Raw genomic sequence first — 21,736 nt, forward strand, 5'->3', positions numbered from 1 at the left:
GTCAGAGCCAGCCGGAGCGCCGGAACAGCCGGTGCAGAGTGACCGCCGCGGTCGCCATCAGCAGCAGCGCCCCCGCGTAGCCGTAGCGCCAGCCCAGCTCCGGCATGTGCGCGAAGTTCATCCCGTAGACGCCGGCCACCGCGGTCTGCGTCGCGGCGATCGCCGCCCAGGCCGCGATCTTGCGCATGTCGTTGTTCTGCTCCACGGCGAGCTGCGTCAGCCGGGACTGGAGGATCGAGTTGAGCAGGTCGTCGTACGAGCCGATCCGGTCCACGGCCCGGGTGAGCCGGCTCTCCGCGTCGGCGAACCAGCGGTGCAGCCCCGGCGGCGGGCCCTCGCCCCGCTGCTCCAGCAGTGCGCGCAGCGGCGCCTGCAACGGCAGCACCGCCCGCTTGAACTCCACCACCTCCCGCTTGAGCTGGTAGATGTGCTGGATGTCGGCGTCCCGGTCGCGGGCGAAGACGCTCTCCTCGACGCGTTCCAGGTCCCGCTCCAGATGGCCGGCGACCTCCAGGTAGAGGTCGACCATCCGGGCGCAGACCGCGTACGCCACCGCCCACGGCCCCTCGGCCAGCAGGCCCGGCCGGCGCTGCACGTCCTCCCGCACCGGGCTCAGCGCACCCGTCGCGCCGTGCCGGACGGTGAGCGCGAACCGGTCGCCGAGGAACACCATCACGTCGCCGGTGTCGATCACCTCGGACGTGGCGGTCAGTTCGGTGTGCTCCACGTAGCCCGCCGTGCGCAGCACCAGCAGCGTCACGTCGCCGTGCCGCTGGACGGTGGGGCGGTGCCCGTCGGCGAGGGCCTGCGCCACGGCCAGCTCGTCCAGCCCGAAGGTCCGCCCGACCGCGGCCATCACGGCCGCGCCCGGCTCGTGCAACCCGAGCCAGACGAACGCGCGTCGGGTGCGGCGGGCCCGGTCGTACGCGTCGACGTAGTGCGGCCTGCCCGGCTCCCGCCGGCCGGCCACGTAGACCGCGCAGTCCACCACCGCGTCCGGATTGGCCCGGCGCGGCGCCGGCCCGGCCGTCTCGTCGGCGCGCCCGAGCAGGCGGGTCAGGAGGCCGGGCAGCAGCCGCCCGCCCCACCGGGTCCGTGTCGCCGACCGGCCCACCGCGCACCTCCGACCGCCGAGGAACTGACGGCCTACCGTACGGCCTGCCGGCGCTCCGGCGGTGCCGGGCCCGCGTCAGCGGGCGGCGGTGGCGAAGACGACGATGTTGTCCGGGTAGCTGCCGGTGCGCGGGTCGAACCGGCCGCCGCAGGTGATCAGCCGGAGCCGGGCCTCGGCGCCGCCGCCGTACACCCGCTCGGTGGGGAAGCGTTCCTTCGGATACGCCCCGACGCCGTCCACGGTGAACACGGCGACCCGGCCGTCGGCCCGGGTGACCTCGACGGTGTCGCCGGGGCGCAGCCGGCCGAGGTCGAAGAAGACCGCCGGGCCACGCAGCGAGTCGACGTGTCCGACCAGCACGGCGTTGCCGGCCTCGCCCGGGGTGGGTCCGCGGCGGTACCACCCGGCGATCTCCGGATGGTCCAGCGGCGGCACCTCCAGCGCGCCGGTGGTGTCCGTGCCGACCGGGACGATGTCGGCGTCGACGCCGATCCGGGGAATGGCGACGCGAAGCGGCTCCGAGCGGGGGAGCACCGGGCCGGCCGCGCCGGAGCGCTCGGCGGTCGGCGCGGCCGAGGCGCCCGGCTGAGGCGGCGGGTTCGAGGTGGTGCCGAGGCCGGCGGCGACCAGTCCGGCCCCGGTGGCGCCGGCGAGGGTGACCGCGGCGACGATGGCGGCGGTGCGGCCTCTCGACGGCCCGTCCGCCCGGTGGCGCTGCGACGACAGGGTCCCACCTCCGTCCGTCGTGGACGCGGTGCCCGCGCCGGTTCGACCGGCGCGGGCACCCGCTCAGGGATGGTGTGGCGGGCCGTCAGGCGACGGCGTTCGCGCGCCGGCGGCGACGCACCATCACGTACGTCCCGCCGGCGACCGCCGCGGCGGCCAGCGCGCCGCCCGCGACCAGCACGCCGGTGTCGCCGTCCCGGCCGCCGGCGCCGGCCTGCGCGCCGCCGATCGGGGTGACGGTGAAGCTGGCCGTGCCGCCGTTGCTGCCGTCGCCGCAGGTGGTGGTGACCGTGTACGTGCCGAGGGTGAACCCGGCGGTGAAGAGTTCGGCGCTCAGCCCGCCGCCCGCCGCGGCGGTGGTGGATCTGACGTTCTGGTCCCGGTTCGGACCGGTGACGCGGAAGAGCGCGTCGCCCGCCTTCGGGTTGCACGACGTCGTGGTGAGCACGACGGTCCCGCCGACCGGGGTGGTGGCCGGTGAGACGGTGGTGTCCGCGAGGGCGGCGGCCGGGAGCAGCAGTGTGCCGAGGCCCACGCCGACCGCCGCCGATCCGAGAACTGTCTTTGCCTTCATCCGCGTCTTCCCTCACTTTTCGTCCGCTGTCTGCGTGGGACGTCGTTCGGGTGGCCAACTCCGTGACTAGCACCGGTGTGGCCAACACTAGGAGGGTTGCAACGGTCACTGGGCGTAATTGAGAAATCTTCGCTGTCGTCACGTGTTCCCGGTCGCTCCCGGGTGCGGCGGACATGCCCGCCCAGCACGGGCAACCGGGCGGGACGGCTCGTCCTGGCCTGCGTGGAACGTCCCGTCCCGACGGTGCCGGCGCGTCTGTCCGGTTCGATCCCGGCTGCGCCCCTCGGCCGGACCTGGGGAAGTCAGCGGGACGGCGGCTCGGGGCGGACCAGGCCCGCGTCGTAGGCGAAGACCACCGCCTGGATCCGGTCCCGCAGGCCGAGTTTGGTGAGGATGGCGGAGATGTGCGTCTTCACCGTGGCGGTGCTCAGGAACAACCGTTCGGCAATCTCCGCATTGGACAGTGCCCGCGCGGCGAGCGTCAGCACCTCCACCTCGCGGGCGGTGAGCGCGGCGAGTCGCCCCCGCTCGGCGGGCGCGCCGGGCAGTCGATCGGCGAACCGGTCGAGCAGCCGGCGGGTCACCGTCGGCGCCAGCAACGCCTCGCCCCGGGCCACCACCCGCACCGCCTCGGCCAGGTCGGCCGGGCGCGTGTCCTTGAGCAGGAAGGCGCTGGCTCCGGCGCGCAGCGCCGCGTACACGTGCTCGTCGAGGTCGAAGGTGGTGAGCATGACCACCCGCGCCGGGTTGCCGCCGGACACCAGCTCGCGGGTGGCGGCGATGCCGTCCTGCCGCGGCATCCGCACGTCCATCAGCACCACGTCGGGCCGCGTCCGGTTCGCCACCGCCACCGCCTCGACCCCGTCGGCGGCCTCACCGACCACGGTCAGGTCGGGCCGGGCGTCGATGACCATCGCGAGCCCGGCGCGGATCAGTTCCTGGTCGTCGGCGATCACCACGCGGACGTTCACTGTGCCACCTCGGTTCGCGACTGCGGGCCTCGCAGACCCGGCTCACTCCTCGCGCTCACTGTGCCGCCCCGACCGGCAGCCGGGCCGCGACGCGGAACCCGCCGGCGGGCAGCGGCCCGGCCTCCAGCGTGCCGCCCAGCAGCCGGGCCCGCTCCCGCATGCCGACGATGCCCCGGCCCGCGCCCGCGCCCGCGCCCGCGCCAGGGCGGCGCGGCGGCGTCGTGCCGTCGTCGACCACCGCCAGGCTCAGCACGCCGTCGCCGTAGCGGACGCTGACGTCGGCCCGGGTGGCGTGGCTGTGCCGCAACGCGTTGGTCAGCGATTCCTGGACGATCCGGTACGCCGACAGCTGCACCCCGCCGGGCAGGTCCTCGGCGTCGGCGTCCCGGTCCATCGTCACCTCCAGACCCACCGCCCGGACGGCGTCGGCGAGGTCGTCGAGCTGCGCCAGCCCCGGCTGCGGCCCGTCCGGATCCGCGCCGTCGTCGGTGGCCAGCGCGTGCAGCATCGCCCGCAGCTCGGTGAGCGCGGACCGGGCCGCCGTGTTGATCGCGCCGAGCGCGGCGCGGGCCCGCTCCGGGTGCGCGTCGAAGACGTCCTCGGCGGCGGCGGCCTGCACGGCGATGACCGCCACGTGGTGGGCCACCACGTCGTGCAGCTCGCGGGAGATCCGTTCCCGCTCCCGGCCGAGCACCTGCCGCTGCTGGTCGCGGCGGCGGTGGGCGTGCCCCCGCTGCAGCTCGCCGAGGGTCCAGCCGAAACCCAGCGCGGTCACCGCGAACAGCAGGTCCCGCCAGCCTCCGGTGACCAGCTCCCACGGCGTGGGAAGGAGCAGCAGCCCGAGGGCGACCAGCGAGAACCGGGGCGGGCGGAGCCGGGCGACGTACGCCAGCGGCACCGTGACCAGCCCGAGCCAGCCGAGCGGAGGGCAGAGCGCCTCCAACCCGACACCGGCGAGCGCGGCCACCGCGAGCGCGTACCCCGGTCGCCGGCGGATCCACAGCAGACAGCTGGCCTGCGTGGCGGCGAGGCCGACCGCGGCGGCGGTCCCGCCCGCCGAGGTCGGGGGGGTGCCCGGGGCGAGCAGGACGGTCAGGGCGACGGCGAGCAGCACGGCGGCGATGCCGCCGTCGAGCAGCAGCAGGAAACGGGAGTGGGACCGGCAGTTCACGCCCCGGATGCTAGGCCGCGCACCCGCTCGGAATCATCGGTCGCCAGACGGAGATCCGGGCCGGATCTGGTCCCCGGGACGGAGCGGCGAACCGGTCCTCGGCGCGATCCGCGGGCCCCGGCGTGGGCCTAGCGTCCCTGGTGACCGATTCCGCTGATGGAGGTACGCACCGATGGACACCACGACCACCCCCGCCGTCATCGCCGCCCGTCCGGCACGCCGCCGCGACCGTGCCGTGGCGGTGCTCGCCACCACCGCCGCCACCCTGGCGGTGTGGGTCGCCGCCGTCCCCGTGGCCGGGGTGGACCTGGTCGCACGCAACGGCGGGACCGAGCAGTCCGTGACCGCTGTCGCGGTCGGGGTCAGCACCCTGCTCGCCGGCTTGGCGGGGTGGGCGCTGCTGGCCGTGCTGGAGCGGTTCACCGCCCGGGCGCGGGCCGTCTGGACGGGCGCGGCCGCGCTGGTGCTGTTGCTGTCGCTGCTCGGCCCGCTCGGCGGGGGAGTGGGCACGGCGGCGATCCTGACCCTGGTCGCCCTGCACCTGGTGGCCGCCGCCGTGCTCGTGCCGATGCTGCGGCGCACCGCCCGCCGCTGAGGTGCCGGACCGGAGCCGCCGCCACGGGGGTGGGCGGCTCCGGTCCGACCGGCGCACTCGTGGCGCGGCGGGCTCAGTCGGCCGCGACCGGCTCCGGCAGCGGCGCGCCGGTCTCCAGCAGGCTCTTGAGGCTGGCCAGCAGCTCCGGCCAGCCGCCGCTGCCGTCGAGCTGTCCGCTGATCGCCCGGTGCATCTCGCTGTCCGGGGAGAAGTCGTCGTGGGTCACGGTCAGCCGGACCGTCTCGCCGTGCGGGGCGAGGTCGAAGGCGACCTTCGAGCGGCGCTCGCCGAGCCGGGCGGCCAACTCCTCGTCGGACCAGCCGAAGTGCGCGGCGTGCTCGGGCTGGAAGCCGTGCCAGCTGTACGCCAGCCGCCGGTAGGGCTCGGCCTCCAGCACCCGCTGCCCGAGGTCCTTGGGTTCGGCGTCGGGGGAGTCCTGCCAGAGCAGGGGCGAGCCGGGCCGCCAGTCGGAGACCAGGGTGACGCCGCCCCAGTAGCGGCGGGTGAACTCGGGCGCGGTGAGCGCCGTCCAGAGCCGCTCCGGCGTGGTGCGGATGTAGGTGGTGTAGACGAACGTCGGGCTCGCCATGGGCTGCCCCTCCAATGCTGTCTGCAGGTCGGCGAGGGCCTGTGCCCGTGCCCGGTCGTACCGGCCGATCCACCGGTCGGCGACGGCGTTGATCGGGGCGGCGTTGAGGTGGTGCAGCTTCTCCCGCCCGCGTCGCGTGGTGGTGACGAGGCCGGCCGCCTCCAGCACCGCGAGGTGCTTGCTCACCGACTGTCGGGTCATGTCGAGCCCGGCGCACAGCTCGCGCAGGCTCTGTCCGTTGCGGACGTTGAGGCGGTCGAGCAGCCGGCGCCGGCTGGCGTCGGCCAGTGCCCGGAACACGTCGTCCACCCGTCGTCCTCTCCAGAAATGCAACCCGTTGGCTGCCTGTTGAAATGATAGGCAGCCAACGGGTTGCGTGTCCAGTCGGCTCGTGCCGTGAAGCTAGCCTCCTAGGATGCTTCAGAAGGTGTGCGGTGGTCGACCGGTTACGCCGTTGCACCGACCGTGATGGATCACGTCGTGCCCGGATGCGGGCGGCGCCCCCTCCCGGCGGCGGTGGCGGTCGGGAGGAGGCCCGCTATCTGGTCACGCGACCGGTTCGGGGGCGGCGCCCGCGCCGGTCTCGGTGCGGACTGCGGGGACGAGCCGGCTGTCGCCCGCGTCGGCGTGGTAGTCGTCGGCGGTCGTGCCGTCGGTGCCGTCGGTCACCTTCGCAGCCTGCAGAATCAGCGTGCCCAAAACCGCAACCACCAGGTTCACCAGTACGGCCACAAAGCCGACGTAGACCGTCTTGGTGGTGTCGAAGCCGAATTCGCCGAGGGAAAAGGCCGAGCCGCCGAAGTGCTGCCGGCCGTTCGCACCCGGGATCTGATAGAGCATCCACATGCCCAGGCCCATCCCGGCGACCCACCCGGCGATCAGCGCGCCTCGGTGGAACCAGCGGGTGTAGAGGCCCAGCGCCACCGCGGGCAGCGTCTGCAGGATGATGACCCCGCCGATCAACTGCAGGTCGATGGAGAACTGCGGGTCGAGGAAGACGATGCAGCCGACGGCGCCGACCTTCACCACCAGCGAGGTGATCTTCGAGACGTTCGCTTCCTGGGCCGGGGAGGCGTCGCGCCGCAGATATTCCTTGTAGATGTTGCGGGTGAACAGGTTCGCCGCCGCGATCGACATGATCGCCGCCGGCACCAGGGCGCCGATCCCGATCGCGGCGAACGCGATCCCTGCGAACCACCCGGGGAACTGCTGGTCGAACAGCAGCGGCACGATGGTGTTGTTGTCCACCGAGCCCTCCTTGGCGCCTGGCAACGGGGTTACCCCGGCCGCGATCGCCATGTAGCCGAGCAGTGCGATCAGCCCCAGGAGCAGGGTGTACGCGGGCAGCGCCGACATGTTCCGCCTGATCACGTCACGGTTCCGGCTGGCCAGCACGCCGGTCAGGCTGTGCGGGTAGAGGAACAGCGCCAGGGCCGAGCCCAGCGCCAGGGTGATGTACTGCCACTGGTTGTTCGCGTTGAGCACGATCCCGTCACCCGGCGCGGGCGATGCCTGGAACTTCGCGTCCGCCGCGTCGAAGATCTTCCCCCAACCGCCCAACTTGTACGGCAGGTAGATGACCGCCACCAGGATCACGATGTAGATCAGCGAGTCCTTGACGAAGGCGATCAGCGCGGGCGCCCGCAGGCCGGACTGGTAGGTGTAGGCCGCCAGGATGGCGAACGCGATGATGATGGGCAGATGCCGGGCGACGGTGCTCTCGCCGGTCACCCCCATCGTCTTGAGCACCGCCTCGATCCCGACCAGTTGGAGCGCGATGTACGGCATCGTGGCGGCGATGCCGGTAATTGCCACCAGCAGGGCCATCGTCGGCGAGCCGAACCGGGTCCGAACGAAGTCGGCCGGAGTGACGAAGCCGTGCCGATGCGACACCGACCAGAGCCGGACCAGCACGAGGAAGACGATGGGATAGACGATGATCGTGTACGGCACGGCGAAGAACCCGGCCGCGCCGGCACCGAAGAGCAGCGCCGGCACCGCGACGAACGTGTAGGCCGTGTAGAGGTCACCACCGACCAGGAACCAGGTGATCCACCCGCCGAAGCTGCGTCCGCCCAACCCCCACTCGTCGAGGTGTGCCATGTCCTTCGGCGCTCGCCACCGCGCGGCCACGAACCCCAGGGCGCTGACCAGGAGGAAGAGGAACGTGAAGACGATGATTTCGGTGAGGTTGTCCCGCCACATCACTGAACCCCCTTCGTTCGCGACTGCGGGGCTCGCAGGCCCGGCTCTCTCCTCGCGCTCACCGGTCACCCCGCTTCTTCGTCATCTGGTAGACCACCGTCGTGGTGGAGACGCCGAGGATGATGAAGGCCAGTTGCAGCCAGTAGAAGGTCGGAAAACCCCACAGCCGCGGCGCGTCCCGGTTGAACAAGGGCGTGATCAGCGGCACCACGATCGGAACGAACAACAGCCAGTTCCACGGGCTGCTGTCCTTGGCTCTGGCTCTCGGATTCGCCGGCACATTCAGCTCCTGTTCGTGTCTGCGGAAGGGGATCGGTGCGATCTGCGGGATATTCGGACTGGCCGGCGCGATGGCCGGAGTCAGTGCGGACCGGGGCGCCCGGTACGCCCGTGGGCCAGGTAGGCGCAGGCCAGGCAGGCTGCCGTCAAGGGGACCCACGCGAGCTGGTACCAGTGGAAGAAGGGCACACCGAAGAGTCGCGGTTCGGCGCGGGCGAACACTGGCGTGGCCACCGCGCCCAGGACGGGCAGCGCCAGAGCGGCCGCCTGTAGCCACGCCCAGGCGCGGGCAGGCCGTTCGGTTGGCGCCACGACGTCGCCTTTTTCACCTCGGTCCATAGGCGTCTCCCCTTCGCCTCGACGCTTGATTCTCATGTTTCGGAGTGGTTAACTCTCGATCAACTTCTCTTGCTCTACTGCGTTCCTTCCTGCTGGTTCCCTCACCACCTCAGTTGCGGTCCGAACCCGAAAGGTTTACCCGCATCGGATGTGGACCCCGCCAGCCGCACGGGAGGAACCAGCAAATGGCAGAGTTCGCGGTCCGTAGTCACACCGAACGTGGGAAGCGGACGTGACAGCGGCGGTCGCCGCTGTCGTCGTCCTGTCGGCGTCCGTGGTCGCCCTCGTGGCCTTCCGCGGCCGCGGTCGCCGCTCGCTCGCCGGGCGCGACCTGGCCGGCTGGGCCCTGGCCGACCGCAGCCACGGGCATCTGATGACGTGGTGCGTCCTGGGCGGCACGATCTACACCGCGTACACGTTCCTGGCCGTTCCCGGGCTCGTGTTCGGCTCCGGCGGTGTCGGCTTCTACGCTCTGACGTACACGGTCGTGGTGTACGTGTTCGCCTTCATGGTCCTGCCACGACTGGCCGGCATCGCGCGCACCCACGGCTACGTGACGGGAGCCGACTTCATCCGCGGCAGGTACGGCAGCCCGGGCCTGGCGCTTGCGGTGGCGATCACCGGGATTCTGGCCACGATGCCGTACATCGCCCTGCAGTTGCTGGGCATACGGGCGGTGCTCAGCGTCCTCGGGGTCGAGTCCGACGGTGTTGTGGGAGACCTGGTGCTCACCGTCGTGTTCGCGGTACTTGCCGTGTCGACCTACCGGCGCGGGCTGCGGGCGCCCAGTGCCGTCTCCATCGCCAAGGCGATCCTGGTCACGGCGTCCGCCGTGTCGATCGCGGCGCTCGTGTGGACCCGGGTCGGTTCACCGGGCGAGCTGTTCGCCGCGGCGGAGCAGACAATCACCGCGCGGGACAGCCGATTGAGCGTCGTGCTGGACCCGGCGCTGGGGCCCGCGTACGTGTCGTTGGCACTGGGGTCAGCTCTGGCGCTGTTCGCGTTTCCGCACGTGCTGATGGTCGCGTTCTCGGCCCGCACCGACGACGTCGTTCGGCGGTCGACGGTGACGCTGCTCGGCTGGACCGGCCTGCTCGGGCTGTTCGCCGTGTTCGGCGTGGCCGCGCTGGCCTCGAACCTCGTGCCCCCTCCGGGACGGGCCGACCTCGCCGTACCGATGCTGGTGCACGAGCTGGCACCGGCATGGCTGGCCGGGGCCGTGCTGGGCGCCCTGGTGGTGGCGGCACTGGTGCCGGCCGCCGTCATGTCGATCGGGGCTTCGGCCCTGTTCGCCCGGAACGTGTATGTGGAGTACGTCAACCCGACCGCCACCGCGGAGCAGGAGACCAAGGTGGCCCGGGTCGTGTCGCTGCTCGTGAAGCTTGGCGCCTTGGGCTTTGCCATGGGCCTGCACGATCAGAACGCCATCAACCTTCACCTGCTGGGCGCGGTGTGGGTCCTGCAGACGTTGCCCGCTCTCGTCCTCGGCCTCGCACGCCGGGCACCGCACCGGTTCGCTCTCGTGAGCGGATGGTTCGTCGGGATGATCGCGGGCACTGCGATGGTCGCCCACGGCGGCTTCTCACCGACGGTGCTGGTGTCCCTCGGGCCGGTCCACACGCAGCTGTACGCGGGGCTGCTCGGGCTCGCGGTCAACCTCGTCGTCGTCGGCATGGCCGAGTTGCTGCTGCGCCGATGGGGGCCCGGCCGGGGTCTCGATCGGACGGTGGACCGACGAAATACGCGGACGCTGCCGGCCACCGTTTCGCCCTCGGTGCCGTCATGAACCTCGACCGAGCGCAGCGCCGCGGCACCGTGGATCGCCGCAACCAGCCTGCGCAATCCGGGATCGTCGACCCTGACCCCGACGGCTCGCTGGCGAAGGGACCCGGCCTCGATCTCCGCGATGTGGAACGCGAAGCCGCGATGGTCGCCCTTTTCGACGGACTGCACGCCCAACTCGTCCGACTTGCCTTCCTGCTCGGCGCCGACCACGACGCCGAGGACCTGGTCTCGGAGGCGTTCTGCGAGCTACATCGACGCTGGTACCGGCTGCGTGATCCGGCGGCGGCACCGCAGTACCTGAGGTCGATCGTCTGTAACCTGACTCGTATGCACATCCGGCATCTGCAGGTGCGTCGCAGCCATGCCGGCGACGAGCTGCCTGCGGGCCGGTCCGGCGTCGTGGACTCGGCGGAATCGTCCGTGCTGCTCCGAGAGGATCAGCGAGCGGTCGTGGTGGCGCTACGGCAACTGCCGGTGCGCCAGCGCGAGGCGCTGGTGCTGCGCTACTGGCTGGATCTGAAGGAAGCCGACATCGCCGGCGCGATGGGCATCAGCACCGGTGCCGTGAAGTCACACATCTTCCGGGGCATGAGCGCCCTGGCTGCGCTCATGGGCGCGTCCCGATGACCATCGACGAGACCGAGACCCGGCTCCGGGACACCCTCCAGGTGCTGGCGACCACCGCCGTCACCTCCCCGGACGCATACGCCAACGCCCGCGGCAAATGGCAGCGGCGGGAGCGGCGCCGGCGGCTGGTCACCGTCGTCCTGGCATTGCTGCTGGTCGGCCTGGCCGATGTGGTCGGGCTCTGGGCCCTCAGCAATCACCACCACACGAAGCCGACGCCGTACGACAAGCCGGTGGCCCCCGGAAACGAGGTCCGCCTCGACAGTGTCGTGATCATTCCCTGACCCGGGCTGGTAAGCAGGGCGGTCCGTCGCGGGCCTGCGGCGCGCGGAAGGGGCGAGCGCCCGCTGACATCGCGAACGCTCGCCCCTCGCCTCGTGGCAGGTGTCAGGCCATCTTGCCGGACAGTTCCCAGGCCGCGTCGACCAGCCGGTCGACGTCCTGGCTCTGGTGGAACAGGTGCGTCGAGATGCGGACGGGACGATGCGACTGGGCCGATCCGATGACGGGGAAATCGCTGTTGCGGATCGTGATCCCGTACTCGTCGTGCATCCGCGCGACGAACGCGGCCGACTTCTCCGCGTTGAGCACATCAGTCCGATTGCGGAACGGGTTGAACGACGTCAGGGCGCAGACCAGGCGCGGGTCGTCCTTGGGGGAGTACAACGACTGCACCCCCCACCGCTCGACGACGAGCTCCTTGAGGTACGACGACAGGCCGACGACGTGGTTCTCGATGCGCTGTCGTCCGATGCGGTCCCACACCCCGCAGACGGTCCTGACTCCTTCGGTCAGGGCAATGCTGCCGTTGCCGACGGACTGGAGGTAGCTGCCGATGTTGTAGCTTGCCGTGTCGGTCGACGAGCGGGGCGGCACGCCGCCTTCCTGCGGGTAGCTGCTGGACACGACCGGCCAGAACTCGGGCAGGGGGTTCGGGTTGTACTGGGACAGGACCTTGTTGCGGATGTACAGCACGCCGGTTCCGCCCGGACCGCACTGCCACTTGGCCGCGGAACCGGCGAGGAAGTCCACGCCGAGCTCGTGGAAGCTGTAGTTCATCATCCCGGGGATGTGTGCGCCGTCCACGACGCTGATCAGGCCGTGCTCCTGCGCGAGTTTGGCCAGCATCCGGATGGGCAGCATCGTCCCGGTCTTGTACGTCGGGGCCGAGAACAGCAGGACCTTGGTCCGGGCGGTGATCGCCCGCCGGAACAGCTCCACATAATCCTCGGCCCGCTGGTCGTTGCCCACCGGCAGGGCCACCTTGCGGATGACGACGCCGTACCGATCCCGAGCCAGGGCCATCGGGACGAGGCCGCCGCCGTGCTCGTGATTCGACGTCAGGATCTCGTCACCCGCCCGCAGATTCAGCCCGGCGATGATCTTCGACATGCCGTCACTGGTGTTGTGCGAGATCACGAGCTCGTCCACGTCGCAGCCGTACCCACGCGCCGCGACGGCCCGGACGTCGGCGAAGTCGCTGTAGGCGGAGAGGGCGTCCCGGGCGACGCTCCGATTCGTCTCGTCCAGGACGTCCAGGACCTCGCGGGGTGGGGAGCCGACGGTCCCCACGTTCATGAAGAGGACCTTCTTGTCGAGGGTGAACAGCTTCTCGACCTGGCGCCAGAAGTTCGCGTCGTTCGCGAGCGGCAACGACGACGACCCGGCAGCGGCCAGCGGGGCTGCCGTCGCGGGAGAGGCGGCGGCGAAATTCAACCCGGCCGCACCCGCAACGACGGCGCCCGCGCCGGCGCCCATGAACTGGAGAATGCCTCGACGCGACACGCCCTTGGGCGCCGTGTCCCCAGGGACTGGGGCCTTGGTGTTCAGCACAGTAGTGTCCCCCTTCTTGGTGAAGTCAGCGCACCGCGATTGCGGAGATCTCGACCTTGGCGTCCTGCGGCACCCGCGCCACCTGAACGGTGGCCCGGGCCGGCGGCTTACTGCCGAAGAACTCGGCGTACGCGGTGTTGAAGCGGGCGAACTCGTTGAGGTCTGCCACGTAGACCGTGGTGCTGACGACGTTGTCTAGCGTCATGCCGCCGGCCCGCAGCACGGCATCGAGATTCCTCAGGGCCTGGCGCGTCTGGTCCTCGATGGACGCACCTGCCAGGAGCTTGTTCGTGACCGGGTCGATGGGCAGCTGCCCGGACAGGTACATGGTGTCGCCCACGGCGATGGCCTGGGAGTAGGGACCGATGGCGGTCGGGGCGTCCGGCGACGTGACAACGCGGTGTTGCTTGCCACCGTTCTTCTGTTCGCTGGCGTTGGCGGCCGGTTCGTGTCCTGCGGTGACGGCACCCGTGGCGCCGGCCAGCGCGCAGGCGAGGATTGCGGCAACCAGGCGAATCCGTCGAAATCCGACAATGGAGGGTCTAGGAGACACGCGTCTCTCCGCTCTTCGTGGATATCTGCCGACTTCCGCAGGCCTGCGAGCTTGTCGTCATCCGTAAGTTGCGTCCCGCGCGCGTACGGTTTACCGCCCAGAGCTACTTGTTTGGCCGCGACGTCGGCGCCGGCAGTGCGGTGACGGCTTGATCAACCCTGGAGAGCCGGGCGAAGCGGCGACGGGAAGGTGCCCGCCACCTCGGCGAGCTGGGGTGGATCCTGGGGGAGGGGGTTAGGGGAGGAGGCCGGCGCGGCGGGCGGCGACCACGACCTCGAGGCGGGTGTGCCCGCCGAGCTTGCGCATCGCCGAGCGCAGGTAGCTCTTCACCGTCTCCGGGCGCAGCCCGAGCTGCCCGGCCACGTCCGCGTTGGTGCAGCCCAACGCGACGCAGGCCAGCACGTCGGTCTCCCGGGGCGACAGGGTCACCGCCGCCGGCGGCCCCGGGCGGCGTACCGCCCCGGCGAGCCGGTCGGCGACGGCGTCGAGACGGTCGCGCAGCTCCGGGTCGGCGATCCGGCCCAGCAGGCCGCGCAGCTCGGCGTGCGCCTGGCGGACCTGCTCCCACTCGGGCCCGGTCGGATCCGGGCCGGGCGGCACGGCCGGCAGGGTGGCCAGCGCCGCCCGGGCGGCGTCCCGGTCCGCGAGACGGCGTTCCAGGTCCCGGCCGGCGTCCACGGCGGCGGCCACCAGGCGGTCGCCGAGGGGCAGGCGCTGGCGTACCGCGCCGTAGAGGACCGCGCGGACCTCGCGGCGCACCACCACCGGCACGGCGACCACCGACCGCAGCCCCTCGGCGGAGACCGGGGCGTCGTACTCGTGGCTGATCGAGCGGGCCACCGGGTAGTCGTCGACCCGCAGCGGCAGCCCGAGGGCGAGCGCCTTCCCGCCGAGCCCGGCGCCGGCGTGGATGGCGAGGCCGCGCAGCGCGGTCGTGCTGGTGCCCGCCAGCTCGGTGATGGTCATCCGGGCCGGGCCGCCGGGCTGGACCAGCCCGCCGAAGGCGACCGGCAGGCCGGTGCGGCGGCGCAGGGTCAGCAGGCCGCCCCGGACCTCGTCGGCGTCGTCGCGCGGGTAGAGCGTCACCATCTGGCTACCTCCCCGCCGACCACCCCCGTCCGGGGGTGGTGAGACCTGCGTCACCCGATCGAGGATCAGCGTACTGCGCGCGGCACCGTCCCCTCCCGGCCGCGCGCCCGGGACAGGAAGGACATCCCATGGCCACCGCCGGCACCCAGGCCTTCCGTGAGGCGCGCGACTTCCTGCTCGCGCACCGGGCGGACCACGAGACCGCGTACGAGAAGTTCCGCTGGCCCCGGCTCGACGAGTTCAACTGGGCGCTGGACTGGTTCGACGTGCTCGCCGAGGGCAACGACGACACCGCGCTGCGGATCGTCGAAGCGGACGGCGGCGAGGGCAGCTGGTCCTACGCCGAGCTGTCCGGCCGCTCGAACCGGGTGGCGAACTGGCTGCGCCGCCGCGGTGTGCGGGCCGGGGACCGGCTGATCCTCATGCTCGGCAACCAGCTCGAACTCTGGGAGACCATCCTCGCCGCGATCAAACTGCGCGCGGTGATCATCCCGGCCACGCCGCTGCTCGGCCCGGCCGACCTGGCCGACCGGCTGGCGCGCGGCGCGGCCCGGCACGTGGTGGTCGGGGCGGAGCACGCCGGCAAGTTCGTCGAAGTGGCCGGCGACTACACCCGGATCGCGGTCGGCGCCCCGGTCGACGGCTGGCACGACTACGCCGACGCGTACGGCGCGGACGACGGGTTCACCCCGGACGGGCCGACCCGGGCCGACGACCCGCTGCTGCTCTACTTCACCTCCGGCACCACGGCCCGGCCGAAGCTGGTCGAGCACACCCACGCCTCGTATCCGGTGGGGCACCTGTCCACGATGTACTGGATCGGGCTGCGCCCCGGGGACGTGCACCTGAACATCTCCTCGCCGGGTTGGGCCAAGCACGCCTGGAGCAACGTGTTCGCGCCGTGGAACGCCGGCGCCACGGTGTTCGTCTACAACTACTCGCGCTTCGACCCGGCGGGGTTGATGGCCGCCATGGACCGGTGCGGGGTGACCAGCTTCTGCGCGCCGCCGACGGTGTGGCGGATGCTGATCCAGGCCGACCTGACCCAGCTCGCCCGCCCGCCGCGCAGCGTCGTCGGGGCGGGGGAGCCGCTGAACCCTGAGGTGATCGAGCAGGTCGAGGCGGCCTGGGGGGTCACCGTCCGGGACGGGTACGGGCAGACCGAGACCACGGCGCAGATCGGCAACCCGCCCGGCGCGCCGGTGAAGCCCGGCTCGATGGGGCGTCCGCTGCCCGGCTACGTGGTGCGCCTCGTTGACCCGGTCACCGGGGAGGTGGGCGAAGACGGGGAGGTCTGCCTGGACCTGGCGCACCGGCCGACCGCGCTGATGGTCGGGTACCACGGCGACGAGGAGTTGACCACCACCGCGATGCGCGACGGCTGCTACCACACCGGGGACATCGCCTCCCGGGACGCGGACGGTTACCTCACCTACGTGGGGCGCACCGACGACGTGTTCAAGGCGTCGGACTACCGGGTGTCGCCGTTCGAGCTGGAGAGCGTGCTGCTGGAGCACGAGGCGGTGGCCGAGGCGGCGGTGGTGCCGTCACCGGACCCGGTGCGGCTGGCCGTGCCGAAGGCGTACGTGGTGCTCGCGCCCGGCTGGACGCCGGGCCCGGAGACCGCGGCGGCGCTCTTCGCCCACTCGCGCGCCCGGCTGGCCCCGTACCTGCGAGTGCGGCGGGTGGAGTTCGGCGAGTTGCCGAAGACCATCTCCGGCAAGATCCGCCGGACCGAGCTGCGCGCCGCCGAGCGGGACAAGCACGCCGCCGCCGAGGCGCGGCCGGCCGGCGAGTACCGCGAGGAGGACTTCCGGTGAGCCTGCCCTCCTACGCCAGCGGGACCTCCGACGCGCCGCTGCTCGGGGACACCATCGGCGCGAACCTGGCCCGCGCGGTCGAGGCGTACCCGGAGCGGGAGGCCCTGGTCGACTGCCCGAGCGGCCGGCGCTGGACGTACGCCGAATTCGGCCGCGTCGTGGGTGAGCTTGCCCGCGGCCTGCTGGCGGCGGGGGTGGCCAAGGGCGACCGGGTCGGCATCTGGGCGCCGAACTGCGCGGAGTGGGTCCTCGTGCAGTACGCCACCGCCACGATCGGCGCGATCATGGTGAACATCAACCCGGCCTACCGGCGGCACGAGCTGGAGTACGTGCTGAACCAGTCCGGGGTGAGCCTGTTGGTCTCCTCGCCCGGCTACCGGGGCAGCGATTACCGGGGCATGGTCGCCGAGGTCCGGGACGCCTGCCCGGCGCTGGGCACGGTGGTCTGGCTCGGCGAGTCGAGCTGGGACGACCTGGTGGCCGGCGGGGCGGCGGTGCCGGTCGAGCGGCTGGCCGCCCGGGCGGCGGAGCTGAGCTGCGACGACCCGATCAACATCCAGTACACCTCGGGCACCACGGGCTTCCCGAAGGGCGCGACGCTGTCGCACCAAAACATCCTGAACAACGGCTACTTCGTGGGTGAGCTGGTCCGCTACACCGAGCAGGACCGGATCTGCCTGCCGGTGCCCTTCTACCACTGCTTCGGCATGGTGATGGGCAACCTGGCGGCCACCAGCCACGGCGCCTGCGTGATCATCCCGGCGCCGACCTTCGACCCGGCCGCGACGCTGCGCGCGGTCGCCGCCGAGCGGGCCACCTCGCTGTACGGGGTGCCGACCATGTTCATCGCCGAGCTGGCCCTGCCGGACTTCGCCGCCTACGACGTGTCCAGCCTGCGCACCGGCATCATGGCCGGCTCGCCGTGCCCGGTCGAGGTGATGAAGCGGGTCATCGACGGGATGCACATGGCCGAGGTGGCGATCTGCTACGGCATGACGGAGACCTCGCCGGTGTCCACCCAGACCCGGCACGACGACGACCTGGAGCGGCGGACCGCGACGGTGGGGCGGGTGCTGCCGCACGTCGAGGTTAAGGTGGTCGACCCGGCGACCGGGGTGACCGTGCCCCGGGGCGAGCCGGGGGAGCTGTGCACCCGGGGCTACTCGGTGATGCTCGGCTACTGGGACGAGCCGGAGAAGACCGCCGAGGCGATCGACGTGGCGCGCTGGATGCACACCGGCGACCTGGCGGTGATGCGCGAGGACGGCTACCTGACCATCGTCGGCCGGATCAAGGACATGATCATCCGGGGTGGGGAGAACGTCTACCCGCGCGAGATCGAGGAGTTCCTCTACCGGCATCCGAAGATCTCCGACGTGCAGGTGGTCGGCGTCCCCGACGAGCGCTACGGGGAGGAGATCCTGGCCTGCGTGATCCTGCGGGACGGGCACGACACGCTCACCGTTGAGGAGGTGGCCGGGTTCTGCCGCGACCGGCTGGCGCACTACAAGGTCCCGCGGTACGTGCGGGTGATGGACGCCTTCCCGATGACGGTCAGCGGCAAGGTGCGCAAGGTCGAGCTGCGCCACGCCGGCCCTGCCTGACCGTCACTCCCCGGTGCGGCCGTCGGCCAGCTCGCGGACGATGTCGAGGTGGCCGGCGTGCCGGGCGTACTCCTGGAGCACGTGGAACAGGATCGCGGCGAGGGTGGGGCGGCGAGCCGGGTCGGTGAACCGGCCGCCCAGCGCGGCCGGGGTGTCCAGCGGGGTCGCCGCGACGATCTCCCGGGTCCGCCGGCCGCCGCCGTGCAGGGCGGCCACCAGCTCGGCGACGCTCTCGTCCGGGCCGGCGTGCCAGCTGTCGTCGGCGCGGTCGCCCCACGGGTCGGGGACCGGTTCGCCGAGGAAACCCCAGACGAACCAGCGCCGCTCCATGAAGGCCAGGTGCTTCACCAGCTCCACGGGCGTCCAGCCCGACGGCACCCGGCTGGTGCGGGCCTGCGCGTCGGTCAGGCCGGCGAGCCGGTCGGCGACCGTGTCCCGGTAGTAGTCGAGGTAGGTGAGGAACAGCGTCCGCAGGTCCGAGGACGGGCCCGGTTCCGGGAACGGCACGCGCATGCCGGGCAGTATGCCGGACGGTACCGCTGGCCCGGCTGGCCGGCCGCCTAGCCGTGCCCGAGCTGCGCGGCGACCCGCTCGTGCAGCGCCGCCAGCGCCGGGCTGACCGTCGCGGTCAGCGGCGTCGGATCGGCCAGCCGGGTGGCCGGCTCCGGTAGCCAGGCGAGATCGGCGTCGAAGCGGCCCCGGGCGGCGCGAACCGCCTCGGCGGGGTCGGTGGGGTCGAGTCGGCGGCCACCGCGCATGACCGGCACCAGCAGCGGCTCCCGGCCACCTGGTGGTGGCTCGTCGCGCAAGCCCACCACATCCCCTGCCGCTCCGGTCGGGTCACGGAAGACCTGCTTGGCGGCGGGCAGCGTGGCTTTGCCCGGGGACAGCTTCAGCACCGGCCGGTCACCGTAGGCGACCAGCTTGTAGGCGCTGTCCAGCGACGGCGCGTCGTACGAGACGCCCATCTTGGTGCCCACGCCGTACCCGTCGATCGGTGCGCCCTGCGCCACGAGCCCCGCGATGACGTTCTCGTCGAGGCTGCCGCTGGCGATGATCTTGGCCTGCCGCAGCCCGGCGTCGTCCAGGATCGCCCGGGCCTGCCGGGCCAGCGCCCCGAGGTCGCCGGAGTCGAGCCGTACGCCGAGCGGGCCGGTCAACCCGAGTTCGGTGACGACGTCGACGGCGGCCCGGACTCCCGCCGGCGTGTCGTAGGTGTCGACCAGGAAGATCGGGTTCGTGGGGAAGTCGGTCGCGAACGCACGGAACGCCGCCCGCTCGTCGGGGAACGCCTCCACGTACGAGTGGGCCATCGTCCCGGACGGGGCGAGGCCGTACCGCATTGCGGCCTCGACGTCGCTGGTCGCGGCGAAGCCGGCGATGGCCGACGCCCGCGCCACCCCTGCGCCGGCTTCGATGCCGTGGGTGCGGCGGAACGCGAAATCGATCAGCTGCGCGCCGCCGGCGGCGAGCCGGCAGCGGGCCGCCTTGGTGGCCACCGCGGTGTGGAAGGTGATCAGGTTCAGCACGCCCGTCTCCACCAGCTGCGCCTCCGCGATCGGCGCGGTGACCTCCAGCAGCGGCTCGTCGGCGAAGACCACGCGACCCTCCGGCACGGCCCACACGTCCCCGGTGAACCGCAGTCCGGCCAGCGCCGTCAGGGCCGGCCGGTCGAACCCGACGACGTCGCGTAGGTAGCCCAGCTCGGCGTCGTCGAAGGCGAAGCTGGTCAGGAACGCCAGCGCCTCGGCCAGCCCGGCGGCGACCAGGAAGCCGCGCCCGGGCGGCAGCCGGCGGACGAAGAGGCTGAACGTGGCGTGCTCCGTCATGTCCCGGCGCAGGTAGCTGGCCGCCATCCGCAGCTCGTACAGGTCGGTACGCAGTCCCGTCATGCCACCTCCTCCACCACGCCACCACTGTGATCCATCCGGTTGCGAGGCGTACGGGAAATGGAAGATCCGCCGCGGGCGGTGCCCGGCCGGGAGCGGATCAGCGGGGGCCGGCGGCCCGCCAGAACTGGCGCGGCGCGTAGCCCTCGCGGCGCAGCCAGTGTTCGGTGTAGACGATCCGCTCGGCCGGCACCACGACCAGCGGCCCGGCCGGCGGCTCGTCCAGCGACCGGGACCGCTCCACGTGGTCGGACTGCCACCGGTACGCCGGCCAGTGCCGGTCGAAGTCGGGCTCGCCGGGGTGCAGCACCCGGGCCCGGCCGAAGACCTGCGCGCCGCGGCTGCTGGCCTGGCCGACCAGAGGCGCGAAGACGCCGACCGAGACGCGCGGGTCGGCGGCGAGGTTGCGCATCTTCGGCGAGTCGGCGACCGCGGTGAACATCAGGGTGAAGTCCAGGTGGAAGTAGCGCACCGGGGTGGCCAGCGGGCCGTCCGGGCCGGCGGTGGCCAGCACGCACATGTTCTGCGTGGAGAGCAGGTGGAGGATGCGCTCCTCCCAGCCGGCCCCGGTCGAGGCGGGCGGTGGGGGACGGGCCGGCGAGCCAGGGGTTCGTGACGGGCATGTTTGATCTTTTCATCCGGGGTGCGACCTGGAAAATCCGCTCGGGGTGACGCCCCGGGGGCTGGTAGGTTCGCTCGCCGTGACGGGGATCGCGGGGGATCGGCTCGACGGGCGGTTCGCCCGGCTCTGGACGGCCAGCACCATGTCGGCGCTGGGCAGCGGGATGGCCACGGTGGCCGCCCCGCTCTACGTCGCCTCGCAGACCGACGATCCGCTGACCGTCTCGGCCGGCGCCGCGGTGGCCTGGCTGCCGTGGCTGCTGTTCGCGCTGCCCGGCGGGGTGCTGGTCGACCGGGTGGACCGGCGCCGGCTGATGGTGGTCATCGACTGGCTGCGGGTGGCCGTGCTGGCCGTGCTGGCGGCCGCGCTGGTCACCGACCGGGCCGGGGTGCCGCTGCTCTACGCGGTGCTGTTCGTGGTCAACACCGGCGAGGTGGTGTTCCGCACCGCCGCCCAGGCCGTCGTGCCGGCGGTGGTGCCCCGGTCCCGCCTGGAACGGGCCAACGGCTGGCTGGGCGGGGGCACCCAGATCATGCAGAACATGGTCGCCGGACCGCTCGGCGGCTTCCTCTTCGTGGTGGCGGCGGCGATCCCGTTCGCCGTGAACGCCGGCACGTACGCGCTCAGCGCCGTCCTCGTCGGCCTGCTCGCCGGGTCGTACCGGGGCTCGCCGGGGGTGGGCGGGCGCCGCTCGGTCCGCGTGGAGGTCGCCGAGGGGTTCCGCTGGCTGCTGTCCCAGCGGCTGCTGCGCACCATGACCCTGCTCATCGGGTTGCTCAACGTCACCCTGACCGCCGCCCTCGCGGTGCTGGTGCTGCTCGCCACCGACCGGCTCGGGCTCGGCTCGGTCGGCTACGGCGCGCTGTTCACCTGCATGGCCGTGGGCGGGCTGCTCGGCTCGGCGGTCGGCGACCGGCTGGTCGCCGCCATCACCGCGACCTGGACCGTCCGGGTGGGCCTGCTCGTCGAGGCGGGCCTGCACCTGGCCCTGGCCGCCTCGCGCAGCGCCGCGGTGGTCGGCGTGGCGCTGTTCGCCTTCGGGATGCACAGCGCGCTGTGGAACATCGTCGCCAACTCGCTGCGCCAGCGGCTCACCCCGCCCGCGCTGATGGGCCGGGTGGGCAGCACCACCCTGTTCATCGCGGCGGGCGGCAACTGCGTCGGCGCGTTGCTCGGCGGGGTGGTCGCCGACCGGTACGGGATCACCGCGCCCTACTGGGTGGGGTTCGTGGTGGCCGTGGCGGTGATCGCCGCGACCTGGCGGGTGTTCGACCGGGCCACGGTGGCCGCCGCGTACGCCGATCCGGCCCCGGACGGCCGGGACACCCCGGCGCCCGTCGCCTGAGCGGGG

At 72.4% G+C, this 21,736-nt stretch carries 21 protein-coding genes and 1 pseudogene; 7 read left to right on the plus strand and 15 right to left on the minus strand.

What is annotated here, in order from left to right:
• Position 1: 1 nt before the first annotated feature.
• The 5 genes from ACFYPD_RS08750 to ACFYPD_RS08770 all read right to left on the minus strand — a co-directional run bounded on the left by ACFYPD_RS08750 (position 2) and on the right by ACFYPD_RS08770 (position 4,556).
• Positions 2-1,114: a magnesium and cobalt transport protein CorA gene (locus tag ACFYPD_RS08750; protein ID WP_387110473.1), complete on the minus strand. Its 1,113-nt coding sequence runs from the start codon at positions 1,112-1,114 to the stop codon at positions 2-4.
• 75 nt (positions 1,115-1,189) lie between these two features.
• The gene (locus ACFYPD_RS08755) at positions 1,190-1,840 is read right to left on the minus strand and encodes a class F sortase (RefSeq protein WP_387110614.1); all 651 of its coding nucleotides are present in this window, start codon (positions 1,838-1,840) and stop codon (positions 1,190-1,192) included.
• Positions 1,841-1,925: 85 nt separating this feature from the next.
• Positions 1,926-2,414 carry a hypothetical protein gene (locus ACFYPD_RS08760; protein WP_387110474.1) on the minus strand — a complete coding sequence of 163 codons (489 nt, stop codon included), beginning with the start codon at positions 2,412-2,414 and terminating at the stop codon, positions 1,926-1,928.
• 302 nt (positions 2,415-2,716) lie between these two features.
• Positions 2,717-3,385, minus strand: a complete 669-nt coding sequence (locus ACFYPD_RS08765) for a response regulator (protein ID WP_387110475.1) — start codon at positions 3,383-3,385, stop codon at positions 2,717-2,719.
• 55 nt (positions 3,386-3,440) lie between these two features.
• Entirely contained in the window at positions 3,441-4,556 is a 1,116-nt protein-coding gene (locus ACFYPD_RS08770) for a sensor histidine kinase (protein ID WP_387110477.1), read from the minus strand.
• A 172-nt stretch (positions 4,557-4,728) separates the two neighbouring features.
• Here ACFYPD_RS08770 and ACFYPD_RS08775 point away from each other — a divergent pair, with 172 nt between their 5' ends.
• Positions 4,729-5,151, plus strand: coding sequence for a DUF6069 family protein (locus ACFYPD_RS08775; protein ID WP_387110479.1), 423 nt, complete (start codon positions 4,729-4,731; stop codon positions 5,149-5,151).
• 73 nt (positions 5,152-5,224) lie between these two features.
• On the opposite strand, the gene ACFYPD_RS08780 is transcribed toward ACFYPD_RS08775, so the two are convergent.
• From ACFYPD_RS08780 to ACFYPD_RS08795, 4 genes are all read right to left on the minus strand, one after another.
• Positions 5,225-6,049 (minus strand): ArsR/SmtB family transcription factor, encoded by an 825-nt coding sequence (locus ACFYPD_RS08780; RefSeq protein ID WP_387110480.1) that lies wholly within the window; start codon positions 6,047-6,049, stop codon positions 5,225-5,227.
• A gap of 237 nt (positions 6,050-6,286) precedes the next feature.
• A complete protein-coding gene (gene mctP, locus ACFYPD_RS08785) occupies positions 6,287-7,945 on the minus strand; it encodes a monocarboxylate uptake permease MctP (protein WP_387110482.1) in 1,659 nt (552 codons plus the stop codon).
• 58 nt (positions 7,946-8,003) lie between these two features.
• Positions 8,004-8,231 (minus strand): DUF3311 domain-containing protein, encoded by a 228-nt coding sequence (locus tag ACFYPD_RS08790; RefSeq protein ID WP_387110615.1) that lies wholly within the window; start codon positions 8,229-8,231, stop codon positions 8,004-8,006.
• A 74-nt stretch (positions 8,232-8,305) separates the two neighbouring features.
• On the minus strand, positions 8,306-8,536 hold the full coding sequence (locus tag ACFYPD_RS08795) for a DUF3311 domain-containing protein (RefSeq protein WP_387110483.1): 231 nt from the start codon (positions 8,534-8,536) through the stop codon (positions 8,306-8,308).
• A gap of 313 nt (positions 8,537-8,849) precedes the next feature.
• Between ACFYPD_RS08795 and ACFYPD_RS08800 the strand changes: the two genes are divergently transcribed.
• From ACFYPD_RS08800 to ACFYPD_RS08810, 3 genes are read left to right on the plus strand one after another with little or no spacing between them, the layout of a single operon-like run.
• Complete coding sequence (locus ACFYPD_RS08800; RefSeq protein ID WP_387110617.1) at positions 8,850-10,349, plus strand: sodium:solute symporter; 1,500 nt, start codon at positions 8,850-8,852, stop codon at positions 10,347-10,349.
• Positions 10,346-10,975, plus strand: coding sequence for an RNA polymerase sigma factor (locus tag ACFYPD_RS08805; RefSeq protein WP_387110485.1), 630 nt, complete (start codon positions 10,346-10,348; stop codon positions 10,973-10,975). The genes ACFYPD_RS08800 and ACFYPD_RS08805 overlap by 4 nt, the downstream gene beginning before the upstream one ends.
• Positions 10,972-11,259, plus strand: a complete 288-nt coding sequence (locus ACFYPD_RS08810) for a hypothetical protein (RefSeq protein WP_387110487.1) — start codon at positions 10,972-10,974, stop codon at positions 11,257-11,259. The genes ACFYPD_RS08805 and ACFYPD_RS08810 overlap by 4 nt, the downstream gene beginning before the upstream one ends.
• A gap of 103 nt (positions 11,260-11,362) precedes the next feature.
• Here the strand turns inward: ACFYPD_RS08810 and ACFYPD_RS08815 are convergent, their stop codons facing one another.
• The 3 genes from ACFYPD_RS08815 to ACFYPD_RS08825 all read right to left on the minus strand — a co-directional run bounded on the left by ACFYPD_RS08815 (position 11,363) and on the right by ACFYPD_RS08825 (position 14,450).
• Complete coding sequence (locus tag ACFYPD_RS08815) at positions 11,363-12,733, minus strand: aminotransferase class V-fold PLP-dependent enzyme (RefSeq protein ID WP_387110488.1); 1,371 nt, start codon at positions 12,731-12,733, stop codon at positions 11,363-11,365.
• A 100-nt stretch (positions 12,734-12,833) separates the two neighbouring features.
• Positions 12,834-13,361, minus strand: coding sequence for a RidA family protein (locus ACFYPD_RS08820; protein ID WP_387110489.1), 528 nt, complete (start codon positions 13,359-13,361; stop codon positions 12,834-12,836).
• 234 nt (positions 13,362-13,595) lie between these two features.
• Positions 13,596-14,450, minus strand: coding sequence for a response regulator transcription factor (locus ACFYPD_RS08825; protein WP_387110491.1), 855 nt, complete (start codon positions 14,448-14,450; stop codon positions 13,596-13,598).
• Positions 14,451-14,578: 128 nt separating this feature from the next.
• Here ACFYPD_RS08825 and ACFYPD_RS08830 point away from each other — a divergent pair, with 128 nt between their 5' ends.
• Both ACFYPD_RS08830 and ACFYPD_RS08835 read left to right on the plus strand, forming a co-directional pair.
• A complete protein-coding gene (locus ACFYPD_RS08830; protein ID WP_387110493.1) occupies positions 14,579-16,270 on the plus strand; it encodes an AMP-binding protein in 1,692 nt (563 codons plus the stop codon).
• 2 nt (positions 16,271-16,272) lie between these two features.
• Entirely contained in the window at positions 16,273-17,874 is a 1,602-nt protein-coding gene (locus tag ACFYPD_RS08835; protein ID WP_387110619.1) for an AMP-binding protein, read from the plus strand.
• A 3-nt stretch (positions 17,875-17,877) separates the two neighbouring features.
• On the opposite strand, the gene ACFYPD_RS08840 is transcribed toward ACFYPD_RS08835, so the two are convergent.
• The 3 genes and pseudogenes from ACFYPD_RS08840 to ACFYPD_RS08850 form a co-directional block, all read right to left on the minus strand.
• The gene (locus tag ACFYPD_RS08840) at positions 17,878-18,387 is read right to left on the minus strand and encodes a DinB family protein (RefSeq protein ID WP_387110494.1); all 510 of its coding nucleotides are present in this window, start codon (positions 18,385-18,387) and stop codon (positions 17,878-17,880) included.
• A gap of 47 nt (positions 18,388-18,434) precedes the next feature.
• On the minus strand, positions 18,435-19,766 hold the full coding sequence (locus ACFYPD_RS08845; RefSeq protein ID WP_387110496.1) for a nicotinate phosphoribosyltransferase: 1,332 nt from the start codon (positions 19,764-19,766) through the stop codon (positions 18,435-18,437).
• A 97-nt stretch (positions 19,767-19,863) separates the two neighbouring features.
• Positions 19,864-20,386: pseudogene (locus ACFYPD_RS08850) on the minus strand (pyridoxamine 5'-phosphate oxidase family protein).
• Between the two features lie 78 nt (positions 20,387-20,464).
• Between ACFYPD_RS08850 and ACFYPD_RS08855 the strand changes: the two are divergent.
• On the plus strand, positions 20,465-21,730 hold the full coding sequence (locus ACFYPD_RS08855) for an MFS transporter (protein WP_387110497.1): 1,266 nt from the start codon (positions 20,465-20,467) through the stop codon (positions 21,728-21,730).
• Positions 21,731-21,736: the final 6 nt, after the last annotated feature.

It is taken from the genome of Micromonospora sp. NPDC005299 (assembly GCF_042872345.1).
Classification (GTDB): Bacteria; Actinomycetota; Actinomycetes; order Mycobacteriales; family Micromonosporaceae; genus Micromonospora.